This window comes from Pseudomonas cyclaminis (assembly GCF_015163715.1).
GTDB lineage: Bacteria > Pseudomonadota > Gammaproteobacteria > Pseudomonadales > Pseudomonadaceae > Aquipseudomonas > Aquipseudomonas cyclaminis.
Genome location: NZ_JADDUM010000022.1, coordinates 1 through 24,722 on the forward strand (window position 1 = coordinate 1; position 24,722 = coordinate 24,722).

The 24,722-nt window shown below is 60.7% G+C and carries 23 protein-coding genes and 1 pseudogene; 17 read left to right on the top strand and 7 right to left on the bottom strand.

Going from position 1 to position 24,722, the window contains the following annotated elements; translation table 11 throughout:
- Positions 1-90: 90 nt before the first annotated feature.
- The 3 genes from IQK56_RS02520 to rpmE all read right to left on the bottom strand — a co-directional run bounded on the left by IQK56_RS02520 (position 91) and on the right by rpmE (position 2,592).
- Complete coding sequence (locus tag IQK56_RS02520; RefSeq protein WP_122305733.1) at positions 91-1,359, bottom strand: malic enzyme-like NAD(P)-binding protein; 1,269 nt, start codon at positions 1,357-1,359, stop codon at positions 91-93.
- A gap of 178 nt (positions 1,360-1,537) precedes the next feature.
- On the bottom strand, positions 1,538-2,347 hold the full coding sequence (locus IQK56_RS02525; RefSeq protein WP_193864302.1) for a thermonuclease family protein: 810 nt from the start codon (positions 2,345-2,347) through the stop codon (positions 1,538-1,540).
- A 14-nt stretch (positions 2,348-2,361) separates the two neighbouring features.
- Entirely contained in the window at positions 2,362-2,592 is a 231-nt protein-coding gene (rpmE, locus tag IQK56_RS02530; RefSeq protein WP_049710411.1) for a 50S ribosomal protein L31, read from the bottom strand.
- A gap of 223 nt (positions 2,593-2,815) precedes the next feature.
- Between rpmE and IQK56_RS02535 the strand changes: the two genes are divergently transcribed.
- The 10 genes from IQK56_RS02535 to IQK56_RS02580 all read left to right on the top strand — a co-directional run bounded on the left by IQK56_RS02535 (position 2,816) and on the right by IQK56_RS02580 (position 15,482).
- Positions 2,816-5,035, top strand: a complete 2,220-nt coding sequence (locus IQK56_RS02535) for a primosomal protein N' (RefSeq protein ID WP_193864301.1) — start codon at positions 2,816-2,818, stop codon at positions 5,033-5,035.
- A 110-nt stretch (positions 5,036-5,145) separates the two neighbouring features.
- A complete protein-coding gene (gene argS, locus IQK56_RS02540; RefSeq protein ID WP_122305735.1) occupies positions 5,146-6,882 on the top strand; it encodes an arginine--tRNA ligase in 1,737 nt (578 codons plus the stop codon).
- 1 nt (position 6,883) lies between these two features.
- On the top strand, positions 6,884-7,585 hold the full coding sequence (locus IQK56_RS02545; RefSeq protein WP_027605014.1) for an SPOR domain-containing protein: 702 nt from the start codon (positions 6,884-6,886) through the stop codon (positions 7,583-7,585).
- A gap of 255 nt (positions 7,586-7,840) precedes the next feature.
- Positions 7,841-8,371, top strand: a complete 531-nt coding sequence (hslV, locus tag IQK56_RS02550; RefSeq protein WP_010563201.1) for an ATP-dependent protease subunit HslV — start codon at positions 7,841-7,843, stop codon at positions 8,369-8,371.
- 37 nt (positions 8,372-8,408) lie between these two features.
- Complete coding sequence (gene hslU / locus IQK56_RS02555; protein WP_122305736.1) at positions 8,409-9,746, top strand: ATP-dependent protease ATPase subunit HslU; 1,338 nt, start codon at positions 8,409-8,411, stop codon at positions 9,744-9,746.
- Positions 9,747-9,825: 79 nt separating this feature from the next.
- Positions 9,826-10,203 carry a gamma-butyrobetaine hydroxylase family protein gene (locus IQK56_RS02560; protein ID WP_150762340.1) on the top strand — a complete coding sequence of 126 codons (378 nt, stop codon included), beginning with the start codon at positions 9,826-9,828 and terminating at the stop codon, positions 10,201-10,203.
- Positions 10,204-10,451: 248 nt separating this feature from the next.
- Positions 10,452-12,131 carry a class II poly(R)-hydroxyalkanoic acid synthase gene (phaC, locus tag IQK56_RS02565; protein ID WP_122305738.1) on the top strand — a complete coding sequence of 560 codons (1,680 nt, stop codon included), beginning with the start codon at positions 10,452-10,454 and terminating at the stop codon, positions 12,129-12,131.
- Between the two features lie 86 nt (positions 12,132-12,217).
- Positions 12,218-13,063, top strand: coding sequence for a poly(3-hydroxyalkanoate) depolymerase (gene phaZ, locus IQK56_RS02570; protein WP_017526534.1), 846 nt, complete (start codon positions 12,218-12,220; stop codon positions 13,061-13,063).
- An 88-nt stretch (positions 13,064-13,151) separates the two neighbouring features.
- Positions 13,152-14,834 (top strand): class II poly(R)-hydroxyalkanoic acid synthase, encoded by a 1,683-nt coding sequence (gene phaC / locus IQK56_RS02575; RefSeq protein ID WP_193862146.1) that lies wholly within the window; start codon positions 13,152-13,154, stop codon positions 14,832-14,834.
- A gap of 27 nt (positions 14,835-14,861) precedes the next feature.
- Positions 14,862-15,482 (top strand): TetR/AcrR family transcriptional regulator, encoded by a 621-nt coding sequence (locus IQK56_RS02580; RefSeq protein ID WP_122305740.1) that lies wholly within the window; start codon positions 14,862-14,864, stop codon positions 15,480-15,482.
- Between the two features lie 7 nt (positions 15,483-15,489).
- On the opposite strand, the gene IQK56_RS02585 is transcribed toward IQK56_RS02580, so the two are convergent.
- Positions 15,490-16,152, bottom strand: a complete 663-nt coding sequence (locus IQK56_RS02585; protein ID WP_193862147.1) for a response regulator transcription factor — start codon at positions 16,150-16,152, stop codon at positions 15,490-15,492.
- A 372-nt stretch (positions 16,153-16,524) separates the two neighbouring features.
- On the opposite strand from IQK56_RS02585, the gene IQK56_RS02590 reads away from it, so the two are divergent.
- The 7 genes and pseudogenes from IQK56_RS02590 to IQK56_RS02615 all read left to right on the top strand — a co-directional run bounded on the left by IQK56_RS02590 (position 16,525) and on the right by IQK56_RS02615 (position 22,885).
- A complete protein-coding gene (locus IQK56_RS02590) occupies positions 16,525-17,103 on the top strand; it encodes a fimbrial protein (RefSeq protein WP_122305742.1) in 579 nt (192 codons plus the stop codon).
- Between the two features lie 52 nt (positions 17,104-17,155).
- Complete coding sequence (locus IQK56_RS02595; RefSeq protein ID WP_122305743.1) at positions 17,156-17,926, top strand: fimbria/pilus periplasmic chaperone; 771 nt, start codon at positions 17,156-17,158, stop codon at positions 17,924-17,926.
- 8 nt (positions 17,927-17,934) lie between these two features.
- Positions 17,935-18,702: a fimbrial biogenesis chaperone gene (locus tag IQK56_RS02600; protein WP_122305744.1), complete on the top strand. Its 768-nt coding sequence runs from the start codon at positions 17,935-17,937 to the stop codon at positions 18,700-18,702.
- Positions 18,703-18,915: 213 nt separating this feature from the next.
- Positions 18,916-21,023, top strand: a pseudogene (locus IQK56_RS02605) (fimbria/pilus outer membrane usher protein); the annotation flags it as partial.
- Between the two features lie 51 nt (positions 21,024-21,074).
- Complete coding sequence (locus tag IQK56_RS30990) at positions 21,075-21,395, top strand: FimD/PapC C-terminal domain-containing protein (protein WP_341869478.1); 321 nt, start codon at positions 21,075-21,077, stop codon at positions 21,393-21,395.
- 2 nt (positions 21,396-21,397) lie between these two features.
- Complete coding sequence (locus IQK56_RS02610; protein WP_150762345.1) at positions 21,398-22,339, top strand: fimbrial protein; 942 nt, start codon at positions 21,398-21,400, stop codon at positions 22,337-22,339.
- 18 nt (positions 22,340-22,357) lie between these two features.
- Positions 22,358-22,885, top strand: coding sequence for a fimbrial protein (locus tag IQK56_RS02615; protein WP_193862148.1), 528 nt, complete (start codon positions 22,358-22,360; stop codon positions 22,883-22,885).
- Positions 22,886-22,956: 71 nt separating this feature from the next.
- On the opposite strand, the gene IQK56_RS02620 is transcribed toward IQK56_RS02615, so the two are convergent.
- From IQK56_RS02620 to IQK56_RS02630, 3 genes are all read right to left on the bottom strand, one after another.
- A complete protein-coding gene (locus tag IQK56_RS02620; protein ID WP_193901528.1) occupies positions 22,957-23,865 on the bottom strand; it encodes a phasin family protein in 909 nt (302 codons plus the stop codon).
- 12 nt (positions 23,866-23,877) lie between these two features.
- Positions 23,878-24,300, bottom strand: a complete 423-nt coding sequence (locus tag IQK56_RS02625) for a phasin family protein (protein WP_099583819.1) — start codon at positions 24,298-24,300, stop codon at positions 23,878-23,880.
- A gap of 104 nt (positions 24,301-24,404) precedes the next feature.
- A complete protein-coding gene (locus IQK56_RS02630) occupies positions 24,405-24,680 on the bottom strand; it encodes a polyhydroxyalkanoic acid system family protein (RefSeq protein WP_150762347.1) in 276 nt (91 codons plus the stop codon).
- Positions 24,681-24,722: the final 42 nt, after the last annotated feature.

A 24,722-nucleotide genomic window follows, 5' to 3' on the forward strand; every position in this document is an offset into this window, starting at 1 on the left:
CCTCCCACATTTGATCTCCACAGGACACACCCCAGCAAAAAGCCCCCGACTCTCACGAGCCGGGGCTTTTTGTTGGTGCGCTACAACGGCTTAGCCGTTGAACACATCATCCACGCTTTGCAGCGGGTAGTTCTTCGGATACGGCAGAGTGGCCACACCGGTCTCGATGGCGGCTTTGGCCACGGCATCGGAGATCAGGGTGATCAGGCGCTTGTCCATTGGTTTCGGGATGATGTACTCACGACCGAATGCCAGCGGGGCACCACCGTAGGCGTCGCACACGTCCTGCGGCACTGGCAGTTTGGCCAGTTCACGCAGGGCGTTGGCGGCAGCCACTTTCATCTCTTCGTTGATGCGTTTGGCGCGAACGTCCAGGGCACCACGGAAGATGAACGGGAAGCCCAGAACGTTGTTGACCTGGTTCGGGTAGTCCGAACGGCCGGTGGCCATGATCACGTCGTTACGGGTGGCGTGAGCCAGTTCCGGCGAGATCTCTGGGTCCGGGTTGGAGCAGGCGAACACGATCGGGTTGGCCGCCATGGACTTCAGGCCTTCAGCGCTCAGCAGGTTCGGGCCGGACAGGCCAACGAACACGTCTGCACCGTCAAGGGCGTCAGCCAGGGTGCGCTTGGAGGAAGGGTGGGCGAACATCGCCTTGTATTGGTTCAGGTCAGTACGCTCGGACTGGATCACGCCCTTGCTGTCGACCATGTAGATGTTTTCCAGCTTGGCACCCATGCTCACGATCAGCTTCATGCAGGAGATGGCCGCAGCACCGGCGCCCAGGCAGACGATCTTGGCGTCGGACAGGGTTTTGCCAGCGATTTCCAGGGCGTTGATCATGCCGGCCGCGGTAACGATCGCGGTGCCGTGCTGGTCATCGTGGAATACCGGAATGTCGCACTGCTCGATCAGGGCCTTTTCGATCTCGAAGCACTCAGGTGCCTTGATGTCTTCCAGGTTGATGCCACCGAAGGTGATGGAGATGCGCTTGACGGTGTCGATGAAGGCCTGCGGGCTTTCGGAATCGACTTCGATGTCGAAAACGTCGATGCCGGCGAAGCGCTTGAACAGCACGCCCTTACCTTCCATCACTGGCTTGGACGCCAATGGGCCGAGGTTGCCCAGGCCGAGAATCGCGGTGCCATCGGAAATCACTGCAACCAGGTTGCCCTTGCCGGTGTACTTGTACGCCAGCTCCGGGTCACGAGCGATTTCACGTACGGGCTCAGCCACGCCAGGGCTGTAGGCCAACGACAGATCGCGGGCAGTGGCAGTGGCTTTGGTGAGCTCTACACTCAGCTTTCCTGGACGAGGATGGGCATGATATTCGAGAGCGGCAGTTTTCAAATCAGACATATCGGCATTCCGCTTTTACTGTTGGTCGACGGACCGCCGAGGATACTCGTGTCGTAAAGCCCCTACAAGACTGGGCAGTCACGGGTGTCAAGGCCCCGCAGCGACGTACTTTAGTCTAAAGCCACGGGACACAAGGGCTGGACTGTTCACAATCGACCTAAAAAATGTCTACAATTATTTATTCAAACGTCGATTTGATCATGCCCGGATCAGTCAGCGGCAACAGCCAACGCGCCTGGCCGGGTTTCAGCCCGCCGCGCCTGGAGCGATCCTGCACCCAGCCACGCGCTTCGATCACCTTGCCTTGCAGACCATCGAGCAGGCTGCTGTCGAATTGTCGGGCCAGATCGGGTGCAATGCGTAATACCAGTGCTTCCTGCAATTCGATCCAGATACCGCCGCGATTGCGTTCGATTTTGCTCACCCGGCCGCTGACCAAGGTAAAGCCGGATTGCTTGAGCTGCGCCACGGGTTGCACCGGCGATTGCCGCCAGAGGCCGAGATTTGCCTGACGGGCGCTGTTTTCCGCAGCCTGCTGGCAGGCGACAAGATCCACATTGGGCGCGACACCCACTTGGAATCCCAGGCCCTCAGCCAGCAATTGTGCCTCCAGGTTCTCGCCATCGGCACCATAAAGATGGGCCAGGGTACGACCGTAATGGTCTTTGGGCTCACGCCCCGGTACCAGGCCGACGCGTCCGCCGCTGGCAGCCACCAATGCCTGCAAACGCTGGCGTGCGGCCACAGCATACGGCTCGTCGGTACGGCCCCTTTTACCGGTCTCCGGCGCATTGAGGCCAATCATCCGCACGCTCCGGCCGTCCTTCAGACGCACCGTATCGCCATCCACCACGCGCTGCACTTCGACCTGGGCCGCAGACGTCGGTGCAGGGCAAAACACCTGCGCGTGGGCGGCCGACAGCCAAATCCCAGGCATAAAAAAGGCGCCCGCGAGGGACGCCTTTTTTAACAGCTGGCAAAAGCCCATAAGGCTCTTGAGCCTTACTCTGCTGGAGTAGCAGGCTTCTTGCCGAAAGCACCAAAGCGATCTGCGAAGCGCTGTACGCGGCCGCCGGTGTCCAGAGTCTTCTGCTTACCGGTGTAGAACGGGTGGCACTCGTTGCATACGTCAGTACCCAGTGGCTTGCACAGGTTCGAGCGAGTTTCGAACTTGTTGCCGCAGCTGCAGGTTACTTCGATGGTTTCGTACGCTGGATGGATATCGGCTTTCATGGCACTTCCTCGGGCTAGCGTGCCGCCACTCGACACTATTGTCGAATACCGCACGTAATTAGGCCGCGGATTCTACCAGACCTTTTTAAACGCGCAAGCGGACCTTACGGCCGATTCCCCACATAAAAGCCCCTTTCATCAGAAAACCGTGGCATACCCAAGCCTTCCCCCGTCTGCTAGGCTCCCGCCCTTGCTCATCATCCTCCTTACTATGGAACCCCGCGTGCCCGACGCCATTTTGCGCCTAGCCCTGCCCTCGCCCCTGCGCCGCCTGTTCGACTACCGGGCCCCGGCCGGCGTGCTGCGAGCGCAATTGCAGCCAGGCATGCGCGTGCGCGTGCCCTTTGGCCGACGGGAAATGATCGGCGTCCTGATAGAAGTCGCCGATCACAGCGAAGTCCCGGCCGAGAAGCTCAAACCGGCCCTGGCCATTCTCGACGCCACTGCGCCGTTGCCGCCCGCGCTGTTCAAGCTGTGCCTGTGGACCGCCCAGTATTACCAGCACAGCCTGGGCGACACCCTGAGCTGGGCGCTGCCGGTGCTGCTACGCCAGGGCGAGTTGGCCGAAGCACGCCAGGAACGCTTCTGGTCGACGGTGCCCGGTGCCCGCCTCGACGACCCGCGCATCGCCCGCGCCCCGCGCCAGCGTGAAGCCCTGGCCACGCTGGCCCAGCATCCCCACGGCGTGGCTCATCAGCTCTTGAGCAAGCTGATGCTGAGCAAGGACAGCCTCGACCTGCTGCTCGCCAAAGGCCTGGTGCAGGTGGAAATCCGCAAGCACGCCCCGGACCCGCGCCACGAACACTGGCTGGCCCAGCCGGAATTGCCGCTCAACCCCGAGCAGCGCGCGGCGTATGAAGCGATTCGCGCAGGTTTCGACAGTTTCCATGCGTTCCTGCTGGCCGGCGTCACCGGCAGCGGCAAGACCGAAGTCTATTTGCAGTTGATCCGCGAAACCCTCCAGGCCGGCAAGCAGGCACTGGTGTTGATCCCGGAGATCAACCTCGGCCCGCAAACCCTGGCGCGTTTCGAGCAGCGCTTCAATGCGCGCATCGCCCTGGTGCACTCGGCGGTCAACGACCGTGAACGCCTGGAGTCCTGGTTGGCGGCGCGGGATGGCGAGGCCGACATTATTATCGGCACCCGCTCGGCGCTGTTCACCCCGATGAAGAACCCCGGCCTGATCATCATCGACGAGGAGCACGATGGCTCCTATAAACAGCAGGAAGGCCTGCGCTACCACGCCCGCGACCTGGCGCTGGTGCGCGCACGCCAGGAAGGCATTCCGATTGTGCTCGGTTCCGCCACACCGTCCCTGGAAAGCCTGCACAACGCCTACACCGGTCGGTATGGCCTCCTACGCCTGAATGAGCGTGCCGGCGGCGCCAAGCAACCACGATTCCTGCGCCTGGACGTCAAAAGCCGTCCGCTGGACAGCGGTATTTCCGGGCCGATGCAGCAAGCCATCGGCCAGACCCTCGCCGCCGGCCAGCAGGTTTTGGTATTTCTCAACCGCCGGGGCTTTGCACCGACGCTGCTGTGCCATGACTGCGGCTGGATGTCTGAATGCGAGCGCTGCGATGCACGCATGACCGTGCACCAACGCCACGGCGAACTGCGCTGCCACCACTGCGGCCATGTAGAACGGGTGCCCCGCCACTGTCCGCAGTGCGGCAAAGTCGACCTGCGACCAGTGGGCGCAGGCACCGAACGTGCCGAAGAACGCCTGGGCATTCTGTTCCCGGATTACCCGGTACTGCGGGTCGACCGCGACAGCACGTCGCGCAAGGACGCGATGAATCAGCTGTTCGCCACTATTCAGAAAGGCCAGCCGTGCATCCTGGTGGGTACGCAGATGCTCGCCAAAGGCCACCACTTTCCACGGGTGACCCTGGTGTCGATCCTCGATGCCGACGGCGGTTTGTTCTCCGGCGACTTCCGCGCCAGCGAGCGCATGGCGCAGCTGATCGTGCAGGTCGCGGGTCGCGCCGGGCGCGCAGAGGAGCCGGGCAAGGTGATTGTCCAGACGCACCTGGCTGACCACCCTTTGCTGATCCAACTGACCGAGCAGGGCTATTTTGCCTTCGCCGAACAGGCACTGAGCGAACGCCGTTCCGCCGGCCTGCCGCCGTTTGCACACCTGGCATTGTTGCGCGCCGAAGCCCATAAGCCGGGCCAGGCCGAAGGTTTTCTCGATGAAGCCTGCAGTATCGCCGAAGGTTTGCTCGGCGAACTGGGCCTCACCGGCATCGAACTGCTCGGCCCAGTGCCCGCGCCCATGGAGCGCCGCGCCGGGCGGTATCGCGCTCAACTGCTCTTGCAGGCAACCTCCCGCGCCCCGCTGCATCGCCTATTAAGTAGCTGGTTGCTTGCCCTGGAGCAAATGCCCAGCGGCCGACAGGTGCGATGGTCATTGGATGTAGACCCGGTAGATTTGTATTAACCCACGCCACAGGTCCCGCGAAGGTTGGCAAGCCCGCCCTCGCCACGGATAATGCCCAGTTTTTCCACCTGCGCATCGCGCGCCGCCGCTTGCGGTCGAAAGAGAACACCATGAAAGACACCATTCGCCAGCTGATCCAACAAGCCCTCACCCAACTCGTCAACGAAGGTGTGTTGCCTGAAGGCCTGACGCCGGCGATCCAGGTGGAAAACACCCGCGACAAGACCCACGGCGACTTCGCCAGCAACATCGCGATGATGCTGTCCAAGCCGGCCGGCATGAAGCCACGCGACCTGGCGGAAAAAATCATCGCCGCACTGCCGGTCGACGAGAGTGTGACCAAGGCCGAAATCGCCGGCCCTGGGTTCATCAACTTCTTCCAGAACACCCAGGCATTGGCTTCGCGCCTCGATGCCGCCCTGGCCGACGCCAAGATCGGCGTGCGCAAGGCAGGTCCCGTTCAGCGTGTGGCCATCGACCTGTCGGCACCCAACCTGGCCAAAGAGATGCACGTCGGCCACCTGCGTTCGACCATCATTGGCGACGGCGTGGCACGGGTGCTGGAGTTCCTCGGCGACACCGTGATCCGTCAGAACCACGTGGGCGACTGGGGCACCCAGTTCGGCATGCTGATGGCCTATCTGCAAGAGAACCCGATCACCAGCAACGAACTGTCGGACCTGGAAAACTTCTACCGCGCCGCCAAAAAACGCTTCGACGAGTCCGAAGAATTCGCCGACCGCGCCCGTGGCCTCGTGGTGAAACTGCAAGCCGGCGACCAGGAATGCCTGGAGCTGTGGAGTCGTTTCCGTGACATCTCGCTGTCCCACTGCCAGGAAATCTACGAACTGCTCAACGTCAAGCTGACCATGGCCGACGTGATGGGCGAAAGCGCCTACAACGACGACCTGATCAATGTGGTCAACGACCTCAAGGCCAAGGGCCTGCTGGTCGAGAGCAACGGCGCGCAGTGCGTGTTCCTCGAAGAATTCAAGACCGCCGACGGCGAGCCGCTGCCAGTGATCATCGTCAAGGCCGATGGCGGCTATCTCTATGCCACCACCGACCTGGCCGCCGTGCGCTACCGCAGTGGCGTGCTCAAGGCCGATCGGGCTCTGTATTTCGTCGACCAGCGTCAGGCGCTGCACTTCCAGCAGGTGTTCGAAGTGGCGCGCCGTGCGGGCTTCGTCACCCACCCGATGCTCATGGAGCACATGGGCTTCGGTACCATGAACGGCGCCGATGGCCGTCCGTTCAAGACCCGCGACGGCGGCACCGTAAAGCTGATCGACCTGCTCAACGAAGCCCAGGACCGCGCCTACAACCTGGTGAAGGAAAAGAACCCGGAACTGGCCGAAGCTGACCTGCGCAACATCGCCCGCGTGGTAGGCATTGGCGCGGTGAAATACGCCGACCTGTCCAAGCACCGCACCAGCGACTACAGCTTCAACTTCGAGCTGATGCTCAACTTCGAAGGCAACACCGCGCCGTACCTGCTGTACGCCTACACCCGCGTAGCCGGCGTATTCCGCAAGCTGGGCAAGGACTTCAGCGAAGTCGAAGGCCAGATCGTGCTGGACGCACCCCACGAACAGGAACTGGCCGCCAAGCTGGCGCAATTGGGCGAAGTGCTGAACAGCGTCGGCGAAAAAGGCACGCCGCATATCCTGTGCACCTACCTGTATGAAGTCGCCGGCCTGTTCTCCAGCTTCTACGAGAACTGCCCGATCCTCAGCGCCGACGACGAAGCCCAGAAGCAAAGCCGCCTGCGCCTCGCCGCATTGGCCGGACGGACCCTCAAGCAAGGCCTGGAGCTGTTGGGCCTGGAAACTCTGGAGCGTATGTAAGTTGGCCGCCAAGAAAAAACCTGCACCCAAGCGCGGCGCCAGCCGCTACCAGGCCCCGGCAAAGAAGCCGATTCCGGGCTGGTTGTGGATGGCCATCGGCCTCACGGTCGGCGCGTTCATCGTGTTCCTGATGAAGCTGGATCCTGGCCAAGGGGATGATGTCAAACGGGTCAAACAGGAGCAGCAGAAGGCCACCAAAATGGCCGAAGCCAATAAGACGGCGCCCAGCCCGACCGCACCCGTGAAGCCGAAATATGACTTCTATACCCTGCTGCCCGAATCAGAAGTGATCGTACCGCCCGACGCCGTGCCGGAGAAAACCCTGCCGACGCCGCAAGTGCCGACCACACCGGTTACGCCGGCTGAAGCCGCGAAGATCGACACCGCCCGCGCCCAGGCGGCCCTGGCCGGCATCACCCCGCCACCCGCGCCGCCGGTTGCCGAGACCAAAGCCGCGCCGGTGACCAAGTTCTTCCTGCAAGCGGGCTCGTTCCCGAAACAGGCGGATGCGGATCGCGTGCGTGCGCAGATCATTCTGCTGGGGCAGACGGTGACAGTGGAATCCGGCACGGTGAAGGACGCGACCTGGTATCGCGTGCTGGTAGGGCCCTTCAGCAACCGCGAACAACTGACCGTGGCGCAGAAGCAATTGGCCGGGGCAGGGTTTAGCAACCTGTTGTTACAACAACGCCAGAGCCGCTGATTCGGGCTCATCAGGAATCAAATGTGGGAGGGGCTTGCCCCCGATAGCGGTAGATCAGCCATTATTTTCGGTGACTGACAGACTGCTATCGGGGGCAAGCCCCCTCCCACATTGGTTTCTCGGTGTTCTCGAAAGTGTGTCAGACAAATAGACACCATTCGTCCGCACCAACCACCCAAGGTTGAAATCACCTCCACGACCCCCATATCAGTTTCCATCAGGGCATTTTCGCCCCGCTGCGTGGAGACTCTCCCCTTGACCACCATCGTTTCAGTACGTCGCCACGGCAAAGTCGTCATGGGCGGCGACGGCCAGGTTTCCCTGGGTAATACCGTGATGAAAGGCAACGCGAAGAAAGTCCGTCGCCTGTACCACGGCCAGGTGCTTGCCGGTTTTGCTGGCGCTACCGCCGACGCCTTCACCCTCTTCGAACGCTTCGAAGGCCAGCTGGAAAAACACCAGGGCCACCTCGTACGCGCCGCTGTCGAACTCGCCAAAGAATGGCGCACCGACCGTTCCCTCAGCCGCCTGGAAGCCATGCTGGCTGTCGCCAACAAAGACGCGTCCCTGATCATCACCGGTAACGGCGATGTGGTTGAACCCGAGCACGGCCTGATCGCCATGGGCTCCGGTGGCGGCTATGCTCAAGCCGCGGCCAGCGCACTGTTGAAGAAAACCGATCTGTCGGCCCGCGAAATCGTCGAGACTGCCTTGGGTATCGCCGGCGACATCTGCGTGTTCACCAACCACAACTTCACCATTGAGGAGCAGGACCTCGCCGAGTAAGCCGTAGGCTTATTCCCGCTTGAGGCCGCCAAACACTATGTCCATGACTCCCCGCGAAATCGTCCACGAACTCAACCGCCATATCATCGGCCAGGACGATGCCAAGCGCGCCGTTGCCATCGCGCTGCGTAACCGCTGGCGCCGGATGCAACTGCCCGAAGAACTGCGCGTTGAAGTGACGCCCAAGAACATCCTGATGATCGGCCCGACCGGTGTCGGTAAAACCGAAATCGCCCGGCGCCTGGCCAAGCTGGCCAATGCCCCGTTCATCAAGGTCGAAGCCACCAAGTTCACCGAAGTCGGTTATGTGGGCCGTGACGTCGAATCGATCATCCGTGATCTGGCCGACGCTGCCCTGAAGATGCTGCGCGAGCAGGAAGTGACCAAGGTCAGCCACCGCGCCGAAGACGCTGCCGAAGAACGCATCCTCGACGCCCTGCTGCCTCCAGCACGCATGGGTTTCAATGAAGACGCGGCGCCGTCTGCCGACTCCAACACCCGCCAACTGTTCCGCAAGCGCCTGCGCGAAGGTCAGTTGGATGACAAGGAAATCGAGATTGAAGTCGCCGAAGTCTCCGGCGTAGACATCTCGGCACCGCCTGGCATGGAAGAAATGACCAGCCAGTTGCAGAACCTGTTCGCCAACATGGGCAAGGGCAAGAAGAAAAGCCGCAAGCTCAAGGTAAAGGACGCGCTGAAACTGGTGCGCGACGAAGAAGCCGGGCGCCTGGTGAATGAGGAAGAACTCAAGGCCAAGGCCCTGGAAGCTGTCGAGCAGCATGGCATCGTGTTTATCGACGAGATCGACAAGGTGGCCAAGCGTGGCAACTCCGGCGGCGTCGATGTGTCCCGCGAAGGCGTACAGCGCGACCTGCTGCCGTTGATCGAAGGCTGCACCGTGAACACCAAGCTGGGCATGGTCAAGACCGACCACATCCTGTTTATCGCCTCCGGTGCGTTCCACCTGAGCAAGCCAAGCGACCTGGTGCCGGAGCTGCAAGGCCGCCTGCCGATCCGCGTGGAACTCAAGGCGCTGACCCCAGGCGACTTCGAACGCATCCTCAGCGAGCCGCATGCATCGCTGACCGAGCAGTATCGTGAGCTGTTGAAAACCGAAGGGCTGGGCATCGAGTTCCAGGCGGACGGCATCAAGCGCCTGGCGGAGATCGCCTGGCAGGTCAACGAGAAGACCGAGAACATCGGCGCCCGTCGCCTGCACACGCTGCTGGAGCGCCTGCTGGAAGAAGTGTCCTTCAGCGCCGGTGACCTGGCCGGTGCGCAGAATGGCGAGGTGATCAAGATCGACGCCGAATACGTCAACAGCCATCTGGGCGAATTGGCGCAGAACGAAGACCTGTCGCGGTACATTCTGTAAGCCGCAAGCTGTAAGCTACAAGCCGCAAGTTGAGCACATTCAACTTGCAACTTGTAGCTTGCAGCCCAAGGTGTCCCCAATGCCGAAATTCCCCACCGCTGTTAATTTGCACAAAACCTCCAACACCCTCGGCCTCACCTACGGGCCCGATGAGGTGTACCAACTTCCCGCCGAACTGCTGCGCACCCACTCCCCCTCCGCCGAGGTCCAGGGCCACGGCAAACCCATCCTGCAATTCGGCAAGCTCAACGTGAAGTTGATCAAGGTAGAACCGGCCGGTCAGTACGCACTGAAATTGACCTTCGACGACGGCCATGACAGCGGACTGTTCACCTGGGACTACCTCTATCAGTTGGCCGTGCGTCAGGACGCGCTGTGGGCTGATTATCTCGCCGAGCTCAAAGCCGCCGGCAAAACCCGCGACCCGAGTGAGTCGGTCGTGCGGCTGATGCTCTAGTCCAGGCTTCTCGCTCTTTAGAGGGCATTTTCTAATTTCATCTGTTTGAATGCCCTGTCGCGTGGTCAATGATTGGCCCGCTTGCGAAAAAAATTAAACTCGGGTAACCAATGGAACTGGCAAGTTCCCTGCATTTGACGATGCGGTATCAACGGTCACCCGAGTCGCAGTACCAGGCTTGTGTTGTGTATCGAAGGTGGTGCACAGCGGTACCCGGTACTCGTCTTTCGGACAATGGAGCGTCGTAGATGAGTAACAAGAACAACGATGACTTGAAACGCCAGGCCTCGGAAAACACCCTGGGGCTGAACCCGATCATCGCGTTACGCAAAAAGGATTTATTGGCCTCAGCGAAGATGGTGCTGACCCAAGCCATCAAGCAACCGTTGCACAGCGTCAAGCACGTCGCCCACTTTGGCGTGGAACTCAAGAACGTGATGTTCGGCAAATCCGAGCTGGTACCTGAGAGCGACGACCGTCGCTTCCACGACCCGGCCTGGAGCCAGAACCCGCTCTACAAGCGCTACCTGCAAACCTACCTGGCGTGGCGCAAGGAACTGCACGACTGGATCGGCGACAGCAACCTGTCGGACCAAGACATCAGCCGTGGCCACTTCGTGATCAACCTGATGACCGAAGCCATGGCCCCCACCAACAGCGCGGCCAACCCGGCGGCGGTCAAACGCTTTTTTGAAACCGGCGGCAAGAGCCTGCTCGATGGCTTGTCGCACCTGGCCAAGGACATGGTGCACAACGGCGGCATGCCGAGCCAGGTCAACATGGGCGCCTTTGAAGTGGGCAAGTCCCTGGGCACCACTGAAGGCGCGGTGGTGTTTCGCAACGACGTGCTGGAGCTGATCCAGTACAAGCCGATCACCGAACAGGTGCACGAACGCCCGCTGCTGGTGGTACCGCCGCAAATCAACAAATTCTACGTATTCGACCTGAGCCCGGAAAAGAGCCTGGCGCGTTTCTGCCTGCGCAACGGCCAGCAGACGTTTATTGTCAGCTGGCGCAACCCGACCAAGGCCCAGCGCGAATGGGGCCTGTCGACCTATATCGAGGCGCTCAAGGAAGCGGTCGATGTGGTCACGGCGATTACCGGCAGCAAAGACATCAATATGCTCGGTGCCTGCTCCGGCGGCATTACCTGCACCGCCCTGCTCGGCCACTACGCCGCGCTGGGGGAGAAAAAGGTAAACGCCCTGACTCTGCTGGTCAGTGTGCTGGACACCACACTGGACACCCAGGTGGCGCTGTTCGTCGACGAGCAGACGCTGGAAGCGGCCAAGCGCCATTCCTACCAGGCCGGCGTGCTCGAAGGCCGCGACATGGCCAAGGTATTTGCCTGGATGCGGCCCAACGACCTGATCTGGAACTACTGGGTCAATAACTACCTGCTGGGCAACGAACCACCGGTGTTCGACATCCTGTTCTGGAACAACGACACCACGCGCCTGCCGGCCGCCTTCCACGGCGACCTGATCGAGCTGTTCAAGAACAACCCACTGGTGCGCGCCAATGCACTGGAAGTGTGCGGCACGCCGATCGATCTCAAGCAGGTCACCGCCGACATCTACTCCCTGGCCGGCACCAATGACCACATCACACCGTGGCAGTCCTGCTACAAATCGGCGCAGTTGTTTGGCGGCAAGGTGGAGTTTGTGTTGTCCAGCAGCGGGCATATCCAGAGCATTCTCAACCCACCGGGCAACCCCAAGGCGCGCTACCAGACCAGCGACAGCCTGGCGGGCAAGCCACTGGAGTGGCAGGAGAACGCGACCAAGCACACTGATTCGTGGTGGTTGCATTGGCAGGTGTGGCAAGCGGAGCGAGCGGGCAAGCTGAAAAAAGCCCCGACGGCTTTAGGTAACAAGACCTACGCAGCAGCGGAAGCGGCACCGGGCACCTATGTACACGAACGCTAAATTGAAATGCGGTCAATGTGGGAGGGGGCACAAGCCCCCTCCCACACTGACCTCACTCCGGCTGTAGGACTTCACAGGGCTTGAGCATGCCGCAACCGTTCATCTTTCGTACCATCGACCTGGATGGCCAGACCATCCGTACGGCGGTACGCCCGGGCAAGCCTCATTTGACGCCGCTGCTGATCTTCAATGGCATCGGCGCCAACCTTGAGTTGGTGTTTCCGTTCGTCCAGGCATTGGACCCGGACCTGGAAGTGATCGCCTTCGATGTACCAGGCGTGGGCGGTTCCTCGACGCCCAAGCGGCCCTATCGGTTTCCCGGCCTGGCCAAGCTCACCGCACGCATGCTCGATTACCTGGACTATGGCCAGGTGAATGCCGTGGGGGTGTCCTGGGGCGGGGCGTTGGCGCAGCAGTTCGCCTACGACTACCCGGAACGCTGCAAGAAGCTGATCCTGGCCGCCACCGCCGCCGGGGCCTTTATGGTGCCCGGCAAGCCGAAGGTGTTATGGCTGATGGCGAGCCCAAGGCGTTACATCCAGCCGTCCCATGTGGTGCGCATTGCGCCAATGATCTACGGCGGCTCGTTCCGCCGCGATTCGAAGCTGGCCGCCGAACACGCCAGCAAAGTGCGTTCGGCCGGCAAGCTGGGTTACTACTGGCAGCTGTTTGCGGGGCTGGGCTGGACCAGCATTCACTGGCTGCACAAGATCCGCCAGCCCACGCTGGTGCTGGCCGGGGACGACGACCCGCTGATCCCGCTGGTCAATATGCGCATGCTCGCCTGGCGCATTCCCAACGCACAGTTGCACATCATCGATGACGGCCACCTGTTCCTGATCACCCGTGCCGAAGCAGTAGCGCCAATCATCATGAAGTTTCTGGAGGAGGAGCGCCTGCGCGCCGTGATTCATCCGCGACCGGCGGTGTAAGGACCACACCGCCGCGCAACTTGCCAGGAACCGACTATGGTTCTGAATTGGCGTGCCTGTTGATGGCTTGACGAAGGAGTGTTGGCTCATGCGAGAAAGACCCGTGACGAACCCGGCGCCCACACCCGCCGCGTTCATCAACGCCCAAAGTGCGATCACCGGCCTGCGCGGTCGGGATCTGCTCTCCACACTGCGCAGCGTCGCTGCCCATGGCCTGCGCAACCCGGTGCATACCGCCCGGCATGCACTGGCACTGGGCAGTCAACTCGGTCGCGTGCTGATGGGCGAAACCGTACATGAGCCCAACCCTCGGGACGGCCGCTTCGTCGATCCGACCTGGACGCTCAACCCGTTCTATCGGCGCAGCCTGCAAGCCTATCTGAGCTGGCAGAAACAGACCCGCCACTGGATCGACGACAGCTCCCTGAACGCCGACGACCGAGCCCGTGCGCACTTCGCCTTCGCCCTGCTCAACGATGCGGTATCACCCTCCAACACCCTGCTCAACCCGCTGGCGATCAAGGAGTTGCTCAACTCCGGCGGCAACAGCGTGGTGCGCGGTGTGAGTAACCTGTTTGAAGATTTACTGCACAACAACGGCCTGCCGCGCCAGGTCAGCAAACACGCCTTTGAAGTGGGCAAGACCGTTGCCACTACCCCAGGCTCGGTGGTGTTTCGCAATGAGCTGCTGGAGCTGATCCAGTACAAGCCCATGAGCGAAAAGCAGTACGCCAAGCCGCTGCTGATCGTGCCGCCGCAGATCAACAAGTACTACATCTTCGACCTGAGCCCGGCCAACAGCTTTGTGCAATACGCCCTCAAAAATGGCCTGCAGACCTTTATGGTCAGCTGGCGCAACCCGGATGTGCGGCACCGCGAATGGGGCCTGTCCACCTATGTGGCGGCGCTGGAAGAAGCGCTCAACGTCTGCCGGGCGATCACCGGCGCCCGTGAAGTCAACCTGATGGGCGCCTGCGCGGGAGGCCTGACCATTGCCGCCCTGCAAGGCCACTTGCAGGCCAAGCGCCAGCTGCGCCGCATCTCCAGCGCCAGCTACCTGGTGAGCCTGCTGGACAGCCAGATCGACAGCCCCGCCATGCTGTTCGCCGATGAGCAAACCCTTGAAGCCGCCAAGCGTCGTTCCTACCAGCAAGGGGTGCTGGACGGCCGCGACATGGCCAAGGTCTTTGCCTGGATGCGTCCCAACGACCTGATCTGGAATTACTGGATCAACAACTACCTGCTGGGCAAGGAGCCGCCTGCCTTCGACATCCTGTACTGGAACAACGACAACACGCGCCTGCCCGCCGCGCTGCATGGCGACCTGCTGGACTTCTTCAAGCACAACCCCCTGAGCCATCCCGGCGGCCTGGAGGTGTGCGGCACGCCCATCGACTTGCAGAAGGTGACGGTGGACAGCTTCAGCGTGGCCGGGATCAACGACCACATCACCCCGTGGGACGCGGTGTATCGCTCCACGCAATTGCTGGGCGGAGAGCGGCGTTTCGTGCTGTCCAACAGCGGACATATCCAGAGCATCCTCAACCCGCCGGGCAACCCCAAGGCCAATTACGTCGAAAACCTCAAGCTGAGCAGCGATCCACGCGCCTGGTACTACGATGCCAATCACGTCGAAGGCAGTTGGTGGCCCCAGTGGCTGGAGTGGATCCAGCAGCGCTCGGGTGTACAGCGCGAAACCCTCACCGCCCTGGGCAACCAGAATTACCCACCGATGGAAGCGGCACCGGGCACCTATGTGCGGGTGCGCTGAGCTCAACGATCACATTAAGAAGGCTGGATGAAGACCCGCGACCGTATCCTTGAATGCGCCCTGCAGTTGTTCAACCACAAGGGCGAGCCGAATGTATCAACCATGGAGGTGGCCAATGAAATGGGGATCAGCCCAGGCAACCTCTACTACCACTTCCATGGCAAGGAGCCGCTGGTCATTGGCCTGTTCGAGCGCTTTCAATGCGAGCTGGCACCGTTGCTGGACCCGCCCGCAGACGCACAACTGAAGGCGGAGGATTACTGGCTGTTCCTGCACCTGATCGTCGAACGCATGGCCCACTACCGGTTTCTGTTCCAGGACTTGTCCAACCTGGCAGGACGCCTGCCGAAACTGGCCAAGGGCATTCGCACCCTGCTCACGGCACTCAAGCGCACCCTGGCCTCATTACTGGCACGATTGAAGGCCGCGGGGCAGGTGGTCAGTGACACCCAGGCGCTGGGCCAGTTGGTGGAACAGATCACCATGACGTTGCTGTTCTCGCTGGATTACCAGCGGATACTGGATCGCGAAGGTGAGGTACGGGTGGTGGTGTATCAAATCATGATGCTGGTAGCGCCGCATTTGCTGCTACCGGCCCGGCTGGCGACAGAGCGGCTGGCACTGCGTTATCTGGAAGATGCGGTTTGAAAGCCCGTCAGCCAGGCTCGCCGAACTGCTGAGTAAACTTGAATAGTTCACTGTCGTTCTTGATGCCCAACTTTCGATAGGCCGATTGTTTTTGCGTACTGATGGTACTTGCACTGCGCGAAAACTTTGCTGCAATGGAATTCACCGACATCCCATCCAGAAAACACCGCAGTACTTCCTGTTCTTTGGGCGTGAGACACACATTCAACTGCATCGGCGTTGATACATCCTGCTTCCACTTCATATTCGCAACATGGGCAAAGGACTGCATGCCTTGCAACGCCGGCACCATACAAGGCTGCAAGTAAATGCGCCCTTGGGCGACCGTTCGGATAGCGGTAATCAGCTCAGTCAGATTCTGGGTTTTCCCCAGAACGCCCCAGCAGCCTGCCTTCAAAGACAGCGATACCGTTGCAGGCGTGTAATGGGAACAGACAATCAAAGGCCTGCATTGGCTGAAGCGTCTATTCAACGCCTGGATCAGGCTGAGGCCATCGCTTTGCGACGGTGCCAGGATAAAGTCCATTACCACGACATCCGCCGGCCGCCGGCCCAGGGCGTCCAGCAGCTCCCGGCCAGTACCGAAGGAGCCGATCACCTCAAGATCGGGCTCCATGTTCAGGCTCAACTCAATGCCCTGGCGAACCATTTCATGGTCATCCAGCAACATCACGGTACACGTATTGCCTTTTGAAGTTGGCATTTCCAGACACCCGCATAAGTAAATGCAGCGCCGCACACAGCCTTTTTATTACCTCAGCTACACACAGGCTTCAATACTGCACAGCAATATATAGCGCTGCATCTTACAGAGTTGCCCTACCGAACTTTCTTACAACAACTTTCATGCCACTCGACGCCCTCGTAAAAATTTTAAATAAAACAATACACTTTCGAACTATCTCGAACCAAAACTCGATACATCTCTATAGATGGAATTCACTTTTCGATACAAATTATGTCATCCGCCACAGGCCAGGCATTCAGAAGACCGCGCTTTACCTGTGGCGAATCACCTAAGTCATTCACAACTGGACTCTCCATGAAACTCATCGTTTTATCCCACGTTGCCGCCGCTCTGACCTTGGCTGGCGCTGTCTCACACTCCGCCCATGCCGCCGATGGTGTTATCAACTTCAGCGGCCTGGTGACAGATGTGACCTGCACGGTCGAAGGGGCTGAACCGGGAGCGGGCAAGGTGGTCAAGGACGTCAACCTGGGCGGCGTGTCTGCCGCACGCCTGGCGACAGCGGGGAATCGCGCCAACCTGACGGGCTTCACCATTCGTATTGGCGCTCCGGGCGAGGGCAGCTGCACCAACGGCCGCACCGCCATGGTTGCCTTTGACCCGACCAGCCCGGCCATCGACGTGGCTACAGGGCGTTTGAACATCGACGGTTACGACGACCCGTCCGACACCACCCACGCCAAGAATGTGCAGGTCGAAGTGACTAACCGTGATGGCTCGCCCATTAACGTCTACACCCAGAAATCGGCAGGCGTGGTGATCGCCGACAATCAGGCCGTTATCCCATTGGCCGCACAAATGTACGCAAGCGGGCCCGCCAGCGAAGGCAAGGTCAGCACCCGCGTAGGCTTCACGGTCGAATACGCCGAGTAAGGCCGGGCAGGCCTGCGCATGCAGGCCTCCTTATGTCATGAGACTTCAGACTATGAAAAAAACAGCCTGGCTTGCTGCCCTTGCGTTTGGCGTGTTGTCGCCACTGGCGCTGCCGTCCAACGCCAGCGTAATTATTCACGGTACGCGAGTGATCTACCCTGTCGGACAACCGGAGGTCGTGGTGCGCCTGGAAAACAAGGGAAGCCGCCCCGCACTGGTACAACCCTGGCTGGACAGGGGCGACCGACACTCGACACCGGCGACAACACAGGTGCCTTTCACGCTGTCGCCATCGATCTTTCGGATTGAGCCCTACCAGCAACAGGCGCTGCGCCTGCGCTACACCGGCGAACCACTGCCCAACGACCGCGAAAGCCTGTTCTGGCTGAACATCCTGGAAGTACCACCGCGCGCGCTGGATGCGGCGCAAAAAAACCAGATTGAACTGTCATTTCGCACCCGTTTGCGCGTATTCCTCAGGCCACAGGCACTGCCCTATACCGTTGGCAGCGCCCCGGAAAAATTGCAGTGGGCACTGGTGGCCCACGAACAGGGCTTTGCCCTGCAGGCTACCAACCCCACGCCCTACCATATTTCACTGGCCTCACTCGACTTGCTGAGCGACGGCAAACGGTTCAGCAAGGCGCCCAGCAAGGACGCCAACGACGGCCTATTGCTCCCGGCCGGTGACGTGAAACTGTTTGTGCTGCCGCTGCTGCGCAATCGCCCCCGTGGCGCAAGCAGCATCGAATTCACCACCGTCAGCGACTTTGGTGCCCGGGTACGCCACTCGGCGAATCTGTGCACCTTGTGCGCAGGATGACCTTTCGCATGAAGACCGCTTCCCTTTCACACCGGCTGGCCAAGCTGCTGACAGCGGTGGTTGCGCTGTTCGCCAGCCACGCCCTGTATGCGAGCGTCGTGATCAACAGCACCCGAATTGTCTACCCGCAGGCCGACAGGGAGGTCACCGTCAGGCTCGAAAGCAAGAACCAGACACCCGTATTGGTGCAGACCTGGCTGGACGATGGAGACGAATACTCGACGCCGGACCTGGCCGGCATCCCCTTTGTGGTCACGCCGCCGATCTTTCGAATGGAGCCCGGAAAACAACAGGTTGTGCGCCTGGCCTACACCGGAGCAACACTGCCGGCGGCGCAGGAAAGCCTGTTCTGGTTCAACCTGCTGGAAGTGCCCTCGCAGTCGCCCGGCGCCCAGCAAGGCAATCAGTTGCAGTTGGCTTTTCGCTCCCGGATCAAGCTGCTTTATCGCCCATCGACCCTGCCTTACGACGTCAACGCCGCGCCTGGAAAACTGCAGTGGCGCGTCGTATCGACGGGGCAACACCAGGCATTGGAAGTCTATAACCCAAGCCCCTACCACGTGACCTTCGAACAGATTGAAGTGCAGGTAGCCGGGCAGCGTCATCCCCGCGAAACATCGGGTTCAAGTGCTGCAAACATGGTGATTCCGGGCGGGCGCAATCGCTTTGAGCTGCCCAGCCTCAAGACTCCGCCGAGCAGCGCCGCGACCGTAGCGTTCGAAACGCTCGACGATTTTGGGGTCAAGGTCCCGCACAACGCCAAGGTCTTGCCATGACGATGTAGACATGCGGCCTTCACCGTAGCTTCCCGACGTTCAGCCATCCGGCTGGCCAAGCCACTCGCTTCATCACACACCTTCTGCTGATGCCCATTTGATGGGGCAGGGACGCCCCATGCCGCCGGTTGGACAGCGGCTGTTTTTGAGAACGTAAACATGAGTTTTAAACTTACAGCGCACTGCCTGCTGCTGGTGAGTGGCGCGCACGCCATGGGTGCCCACGGGGCTGAGCCTGTGGAATTCAACCCCGCCTTCTTTGCAACGGATGCGACCGGGGTGCGGGTTGACGTATCAAAGTTCAACCAAGGCAATGTCACCCTGCCCGGCAACTATCGCGCCGACGTGCACCTCAACGGCCAGTGGACAGGCCGTGAAACCCTGCACTTCGTCGCTATGAACGGTCAGAAAGCCGCACAACTGTGCCTGGAGCGCGATGCACTGCTCAGGTTTGGCATCAACCTGGACACGGTCGCACAGCGGCCTGTCGAAGCCGGTCAGATACCGCCCGCCCCGTTTGCCCGCTGCGCGGATATTGCGACTTACCTGCCCGGCGCCAGCAGCGAGTTCGACCCCGGCGAAAACCGCCTGGACCTGCAGGTTCCGCAGGTTTACCTGGCGCGCAAGGCACGGGGCTATGTCGACCCGCAGCAATGGGACCACGGGATCAATGCCGCCTTTGTACGCTACAACGCCAACACCTTTGCCACCCGGACGAATGGCCGCTCAATCAGCTCCCAGTATCTGGGCCTCAACACCGGGCTCAACCTGGGCGACTGGCACTGGCGCCACAACGGCAGCTACAGCCGCTCCACGCTCAGTTCCGGTTATCAAAGCAGCGCCACTTACGTGCAGCGCGAATGGAGCACGTTGCGCTCACAGTTGATCGCGGGCGAGATCTACACCCCCGGCGAACTGTTCGACAGCGTGCGCCTGCGCGGCGCCAGCCTGTTCAGCGATGACCGCATGCTGCCCGACTCCCAGACCGGATTTGCGCCCGTGGTACGCGGCGTTGCGGAGACGAATGCACGCGTCACGGTGCGCCAGCGCGGCGTGCTATTGGACGAAGTGTCGGTAGCGCCTGGCCCCTTCGTACTCAACGACTTGTTCCCCACCGGGTACGGTGCGACCTGAACGTCACGATCACCGAGGCCGATGGGCGCCAGCGTGAATTCATCGTGCCGTTCGCCGCCAATGCCCACCTGCTGCGCCCAGGTTTCAGCCGTTACTCGTTGAGTCTCGGGCGGCTGGATGAGATCGGCCTGCGCCACCCGCCGATGCTGGCGCAGGCCACTTATCAGCAGGGTCTGAGCAACCTGCTGACCGGGTACACCGGCGGGGTGATGGGCGATGACTACCGCTCACAATTGCTGGGCACCGCCTTCAATACGCCGCTGGGCGCACTGTCGCTTGACCTGACCTATTCCGACGCCCACTTGCCGGGGCATGGATCACGTAAGGGGCAAAGCCTGCAACTGCGCTACAGCAAGAATTTCGCCAATACCGGCACCCACTTTGCCCTCGGCGCGTACCGTTATTCCACCGAGGGTTTTCTGAACGTGGGCGATGCGGCACGCATCCGCGACCTCGCCCTCGACGGGGTGCGCCTGGACAACGTATCGCGACTGCGCGACCGGATGGACATCAGCCTCAACCAGAGCCTGAAGCAGGGCGCGGTTTACCTGACGGGCTCGTCACAGAACTACTGGAACCGTAAAAGCGGCAACCTGACGTTCACCGCCGGGTACAGCGGCACTTGGAGGCGACTGCACTACACCGTGAGTGCGCAGCGCAGCCGGGACCTGCTGAGTGAGCGGGTCGACCAGCAAGTAGACTTCACCCTGAGCCTGCCGCTGGGCAGCGACGCGCACGCGCCAACCTTGACCACCACGGCCTACCGCGGCGATCAAAGCAGCGGCGAACGCGTCAGCCTCGGCGGTAGTCTCGGCGAGCGCAGTGAACTCAGTTACGGCCTGGGGGCCAGCCGAACGCTCGGCAACGGCAACGCCACCAGCGCAGATGTGAAATACCAGGCAAACCCAGGGGTGCTGTCCGCCAGCTACGGCCAGAGCAACACGTATCGCACGACCTCGTTTGGCATGACCGGCGGTCTTGTCGCCCACCCGGACGGCGTGACCTTCGCCCCAGAATTGGGTGACACCATCGGCATCGTCCAGGCACCCGACGCCCTGGGCGCGCGGATCAACGGCAACCACAGTGCACAGGTCGGCAAAAGCGGCTTCGCCGTGGTGCCTCACCTCACGCCTTATCGCCAGAACGTCGTTGAACTGGACCCCAAGGATCTGTCCGTCGACGTCGAACTCAAGACCGCCGCGCAAAACGTCGCGCCTCGCGCCGGGTCGGTGGTGAAGGTGCAGTTTGAAACCGTCAGCGGCCAGGCCCTGTTGATTACGGCACGGCGCAAGGATGGCCGCCCGTTACCGTTCGGCGCGGATGTATTCGATGAAGACGACGCCAGCGTCGGCGTGGTCGGCCAGGGCGGCAAGGCCTTTGTCCGCGTGCCTCGCACGCAGGGGCAGTTGACGGTCAGGTGGGGATCCAGCCCCCGCGCCACCTGCACGCTGCGCTACCACCTCGACGTTCAACCAAGCACCGAGGGCGCCAACCGATTGCGGCAATTGGACTCTGGCACTTGCCGGGCCGGCAAGGCCTATTCCTCACTGCGAGACTGACGATGAAACACTTCATACAATTTATCTCAACACTCCTGGCCCTCGTTCTGCCGATCGCCGCTCATGCAAACTGTGACCGGTATATGAACAGCACGCTCACCCTCAATCTGCCTGACACGATCACCGTACCGGCCAATCTACCGGTAGGCGGGGAAATCATCAGTCGAGCATTCAGCGGTACGGCACCTGCCTTTTTCGCGACCTGCTGGGCCACGCACCTGAGGATTACCGGGCGATTCCTCAACATGCCTCCGAACCCGCCGTTCTATCTCACCGAAGCGCCAGGTGTAGGTGCACGTCTGCGCATCACCGATGCCAGGGGAATCACCAATTACTTTGGAATGCACACTCAACCAGGCGCGCCGTTAAGTGGAACAGCCCCCAGCTTCACAGCCGCAGAATTGACGTTCTACAAAATCGCGCCTGTCGCCGATGGGGTGGTACCGGCCGGAGAAATCTGGTCAGCCAAAAGGGACAGGCGCCCAGACGGTTTTACCCTGCGCCTGGGTAACACTGTTCGCTTTGTCACCCCCGCGGCCACCTGCGACCTGGCGACCGGTGACGTCAACCGTACGGTCTCGCTCGACCCGATCAAAGTCAGCGCCTTCCAAAACACGCCCTTCGCAGGTAACCGGCCTTTCGAATTAACCGCGATTTGCAGCAATGCCGCGAACGTCACCTTTCGATTTTCCGGTACGCCCGCGCCGGGCAATGACCTGCTCTATGCCAATACGGGCACTGCTGCGGACGTTGCACTGTGGCTGTATTCACGCATCAACGGGGTAGACCAGACCCTTCCAGCCAACGGCAGCGACAACACACGCACGCTGGTAGTTTCCGGCGATCGTGCGGTGTTGCCGCTCGGTGCCGCCTACCATCAAAACGGCACCGTCAGCCCCGGCACGCTCGTCAGTACCGCCACCGTCAACATTACCTACAACTGAAACCCCGAGACCCCTCTGATGAGCATTCGAACACTCACCCCGCTGCTGGCAATCACGGCGAGCCTGATAACACATACTGCCCAGGCCGAGACCACGGGCACCTTGACCTTTATCGGGCAAGTCAACGCCGGCACATGCAACCTGGCCGCCGGCGATGAGAACCGCAGCATCACGTTGCCGACGATCAAGATCTCTGACTTCGACACAACCCCCAGTACGGGCGCGTTTGATTTCGAGGTCTCTGCGGACTGCGAGTCGGATATACGCAACGTGACGTTTCTGTTCGCCGGAACAGCCTCCGCCGGCAACGCCAAGCTGTTTTCCAACACGGGGACCTCCAAGGGGACCGCCCTTCAACTGGTGCACCGCGTCTCCCCGGCTTTTGTGATTCCCGCCAACGGCACCCCCGCCCAGCGCAGCCGCAAGGTGGCAACGAGCAGCCACAAAGCCGTGATCCCTCTCACAGCGGCGTACCACAAAACTGGTGCGGCGATCACCCAAGGCACCCTGGCCAGCGCAGTGACCGTTTCGATCACCTACAACTGAACAGAGGCTGGAGTCACGCGCAAAAAAAAGCCCGACCTTTACAGGCCGGGCATTTTTTTGTCCCGAAAGGATCAGGACTGACTGGATGGCGTCGGGGTTGCCGGCGTTGCAGTCGGGGCAGCAGCAGGCGCTGGCGCGGACACCGAGTTGGCTGTCGAAGCGGTTGGCGCTGGCGTTGCAGGCTTGGCGGCTACGGCCGGCTTTGGCGCTGCGGGTTTTTTCGCGACTGCTGGCTTCTTCGCGGCTGCTGGTTTTGCAGCGGGCTTGGCCACCGCCGGTTTGGCAGCAGCTGGTTTAGCGGCTGGCTTGGCGGCTGCGGTTTTAGCAGCAGGCTTGGCTGCCGGTTTGGCGACGGCCTTCACTGCAGGTTTAGCCGCAGGCTTGGCAGCGGCTTTGGCGGCCACTGGTTTGGCTTTGGCTGCTGGCTTGGCGGCAGGCTTGGCAGCCGGTTTGGCAGCGGCTTTAGCCGGCGCCTTGGCCGCAGGTTTCGCAGCAGGCTTGGCGGCGGCTTTTACCAGAGGCTTGGCGGCAGTTTTAGCGGCGGGTTTGGCAGCCGGCTTAGCCGCAGCGGCTTTAGCGGGCGCCACTTTGGCACCGGTGAGTTTTTCGATTTGCTTGGTCAGGGTATCGACCTTGCTGTGCAGCGTTTTCAGCTCGGCCTTGCTCGGCACACCCAGTCGCGAAATGGCACTGTTCAGGCGCTTGTCGAAAGTTTCTTCCAACTTGCCCCAGGTGTCAGAAATACTCGACTTGGCAGAACCGGCAGTTGCCTTGGCCGCTTCAACTTTTTTACCAACCGTGGTTTTGGTCAACTTCTCGGCTTTCTCGCCGTCCTTGACCAAAGTCTCGAAGTACTTGCCGCCGTCACTGCTAACCTTCGAGTACACGCCTAAACCAGCAAGCCAGATCTTACGGGAATATTTTTCAACTTCCCCGACCCACGAGCTGCCTTCTTTCTGAGTAGTCTTTTTAACAGCCATCCCGATGTCTCCTTAGTGTTTACGCGCGACACGTTCGAGCAATGCCGTCAGCTCTTCGAGCTTAGCAGAGAGTGTCTCCACGTCATGTTTAGACGCAATGCCGATTCGATTCAAGGCACTGGCTACACGAGTATCAAAAGCTTTTTCAACTTTATCCAGCTGAACTTCTACCAGACCTTTGACGGCAGAGACATTACTCTTTACTTGGTCAATCTGACTGTTGGCGGCATCAAGTTGTTCAACTGCAACTTTTTTGCCTTTACTTTCAACATGTTGACCGCTCTTTACGAGCTCTTTGAAGTACTCGCCCCCCTCACTGCCGACCTTCGCATAAGCACCAAGACCGGCCAGCCAGATCTTGCGGGCGTAGGTTTTAACGTCAGTCAGGACACCGGTCTGAACGTCGATTTTTTTCTTCAGGATAACTTTGGCCATGGTGCACCTCACGCAGATCAGGTGGGAGGAACGGCCCACAGGAGTTGAGGGCCTGGGCACAAAGTAGGCTGGAAAATTAGAATCGGCACCCTAAGAACAATCGGTCAGGCCAGCGCCTTATCCAGGGCTTTCTCGATTTCAGACTTGATCGTGCCACTCATGGCCGACATCAACAGCCCCAACTCCACATCAATACGCAGCGAATCATCCGCCACTAATACCGTGCCTTTAACCCCGGAACGCTTGAGGTTCAAGGTGTCGCCGGACCACGAAGGCTCCAGGCCGTATTGTTCCTTGAGTTTGAGCGCCAACTTCTCGGCCTTTGCCCGTGCAGCTTCTTTACCCAGGGAATGTGCACGCTCAACGGTGATACGGGCCATTACAATGACTCCTCTTTATAGGGATTTACCTGCCTTCAATGC

Bases quoted from the DNA above. Each gene is read 5' to 3' on its own strand.
- IQK56_RS02615 (WP_193862148.1), top strand. From the start codon at position 22,358: ATGAGCATTCGAACACTCACCCCGCTGCTGGCAATCACGGCGAGCCTG.
- IQK56_RS02595 (WP_122305743.1), top strand. From the start codon at position 17,156: ATGAAAAAAACAGCCTGGCTTGCTGCCCTTGCGTTTGGCGTGTTGTCG.
- IQK56_RS02625 (WP_099583819.1), bottom strand. From the start codon at position 24,300: ATGGCCAAAGTTATCCTGAAGAAAAAAATCGACGTTCAGACCGGTGTC.
- IQK56_RS02580 (WP_122305740.1), top strand. From the start codon at position 14,862: ATGAAGACCCGCGACCGTATCCTTGAATGCGCCCTGCAGTTGTTCAAC.
- IQK56_RS02600 (WP_122305744.1), top strand. From the start codon at position 17,935: ATGAAGACCGCTTCCCTTTCACACCGGCTGGCCAAGCTGCTGACAGCG.
- hslU (WP_122305736.1), top strand. From the start codon at position 8,409: ATGTCCATGACTCCCCGCGAAATCGTCCACGAACTCAACCGCCATATC.
- IQK56_RS02630 (WP_150762347.1), bottom strand. From the start codon at position 24,680: ATGGCCCGTATCACCGTTGAGCGTGCACATTCCCTGGGTAAAGAAGCT.
- IQK56_RS02585 (WP_193862147.1), bottom strand. From the start codon at position 16,152: ATGTTGCTGGATGACCATGAAATGGTTCGCCAGGGCATTGAGTTGAGC.
- IQK56_RS02525 (WP_193864302.1), bottom strand. From the start codon at position 2,347: ATGGGCTTTTGCCAGCTGTTAAAAAAGGCGTCCCTCGCGGGCGCCTTT.
- phaC (WP_193862146.1), top strand. From the start codon at position 13,152: ATGCGAGAAAGACCCGTGACGAACCCGGCGCCCACACCCGCCGCGTTC.
- phaC (WP_122305738.1), top strand. From the start codon at position 10,452: ATGAGTAACAAGAACAACGATGACTTGAAACGCCAGGCCTCGGAAAAC.
- IQK56_RS02610 (WP_150762345.1), top strand. From the start codon at position 21,398: ATGAAACACTTCATACAATTTATCTCAACACTCCTGGCCCTCGTTCTG.
- argS (WP_122305735.1), top strand. From the start codon at position 5,146: ATGAAAGACACCATTCGCCAGCTGATCCAACAAGCCCTCACCCAACTC.
- IQK56_RS02620 (WP_193901528.1), bottom strand. From the start codon at position 23,865: ATGGCTGTTAAAAAGACTACTCAGAAAGAAGGCAGCTCGTGGGTCGGG.
- IQK56_RS02520 (WP_122305733.1), bottom strand. From the start codon at position 1,359: ATGTCTGATTTGAAAACTGCCGCTCTCGAATATCATGCCCATCCTCGT.
- IQK56_RS02560 (WP_150762340.1), top strand. From the start codon at position 9,826: ATGCCGAAATTCCCCACCGCTGTTAATTTGCACAAAACCTCCAACACC.
- rpmE (WP_049710411.1), bottom strand. From the start codon at position 2,592: ATGAAAGCCGATATCCATCCAGCGTACGAAACCATCGAAGTAACCTGC.
- IQK56_RS02590 (WP_122305742.1), top strand. From the start codon at position 16,525: ATGAAACTCATCGTTTTATCCCACGTTGCCGCCGCTCTGACCTTGGCT.
- phaZ (WP_017526534.1), top strand. From the start codon at position 12,218: ATGCCGCAACCGTTCATCTTTCGTACCATCGACCTGGATGGCCAGACC.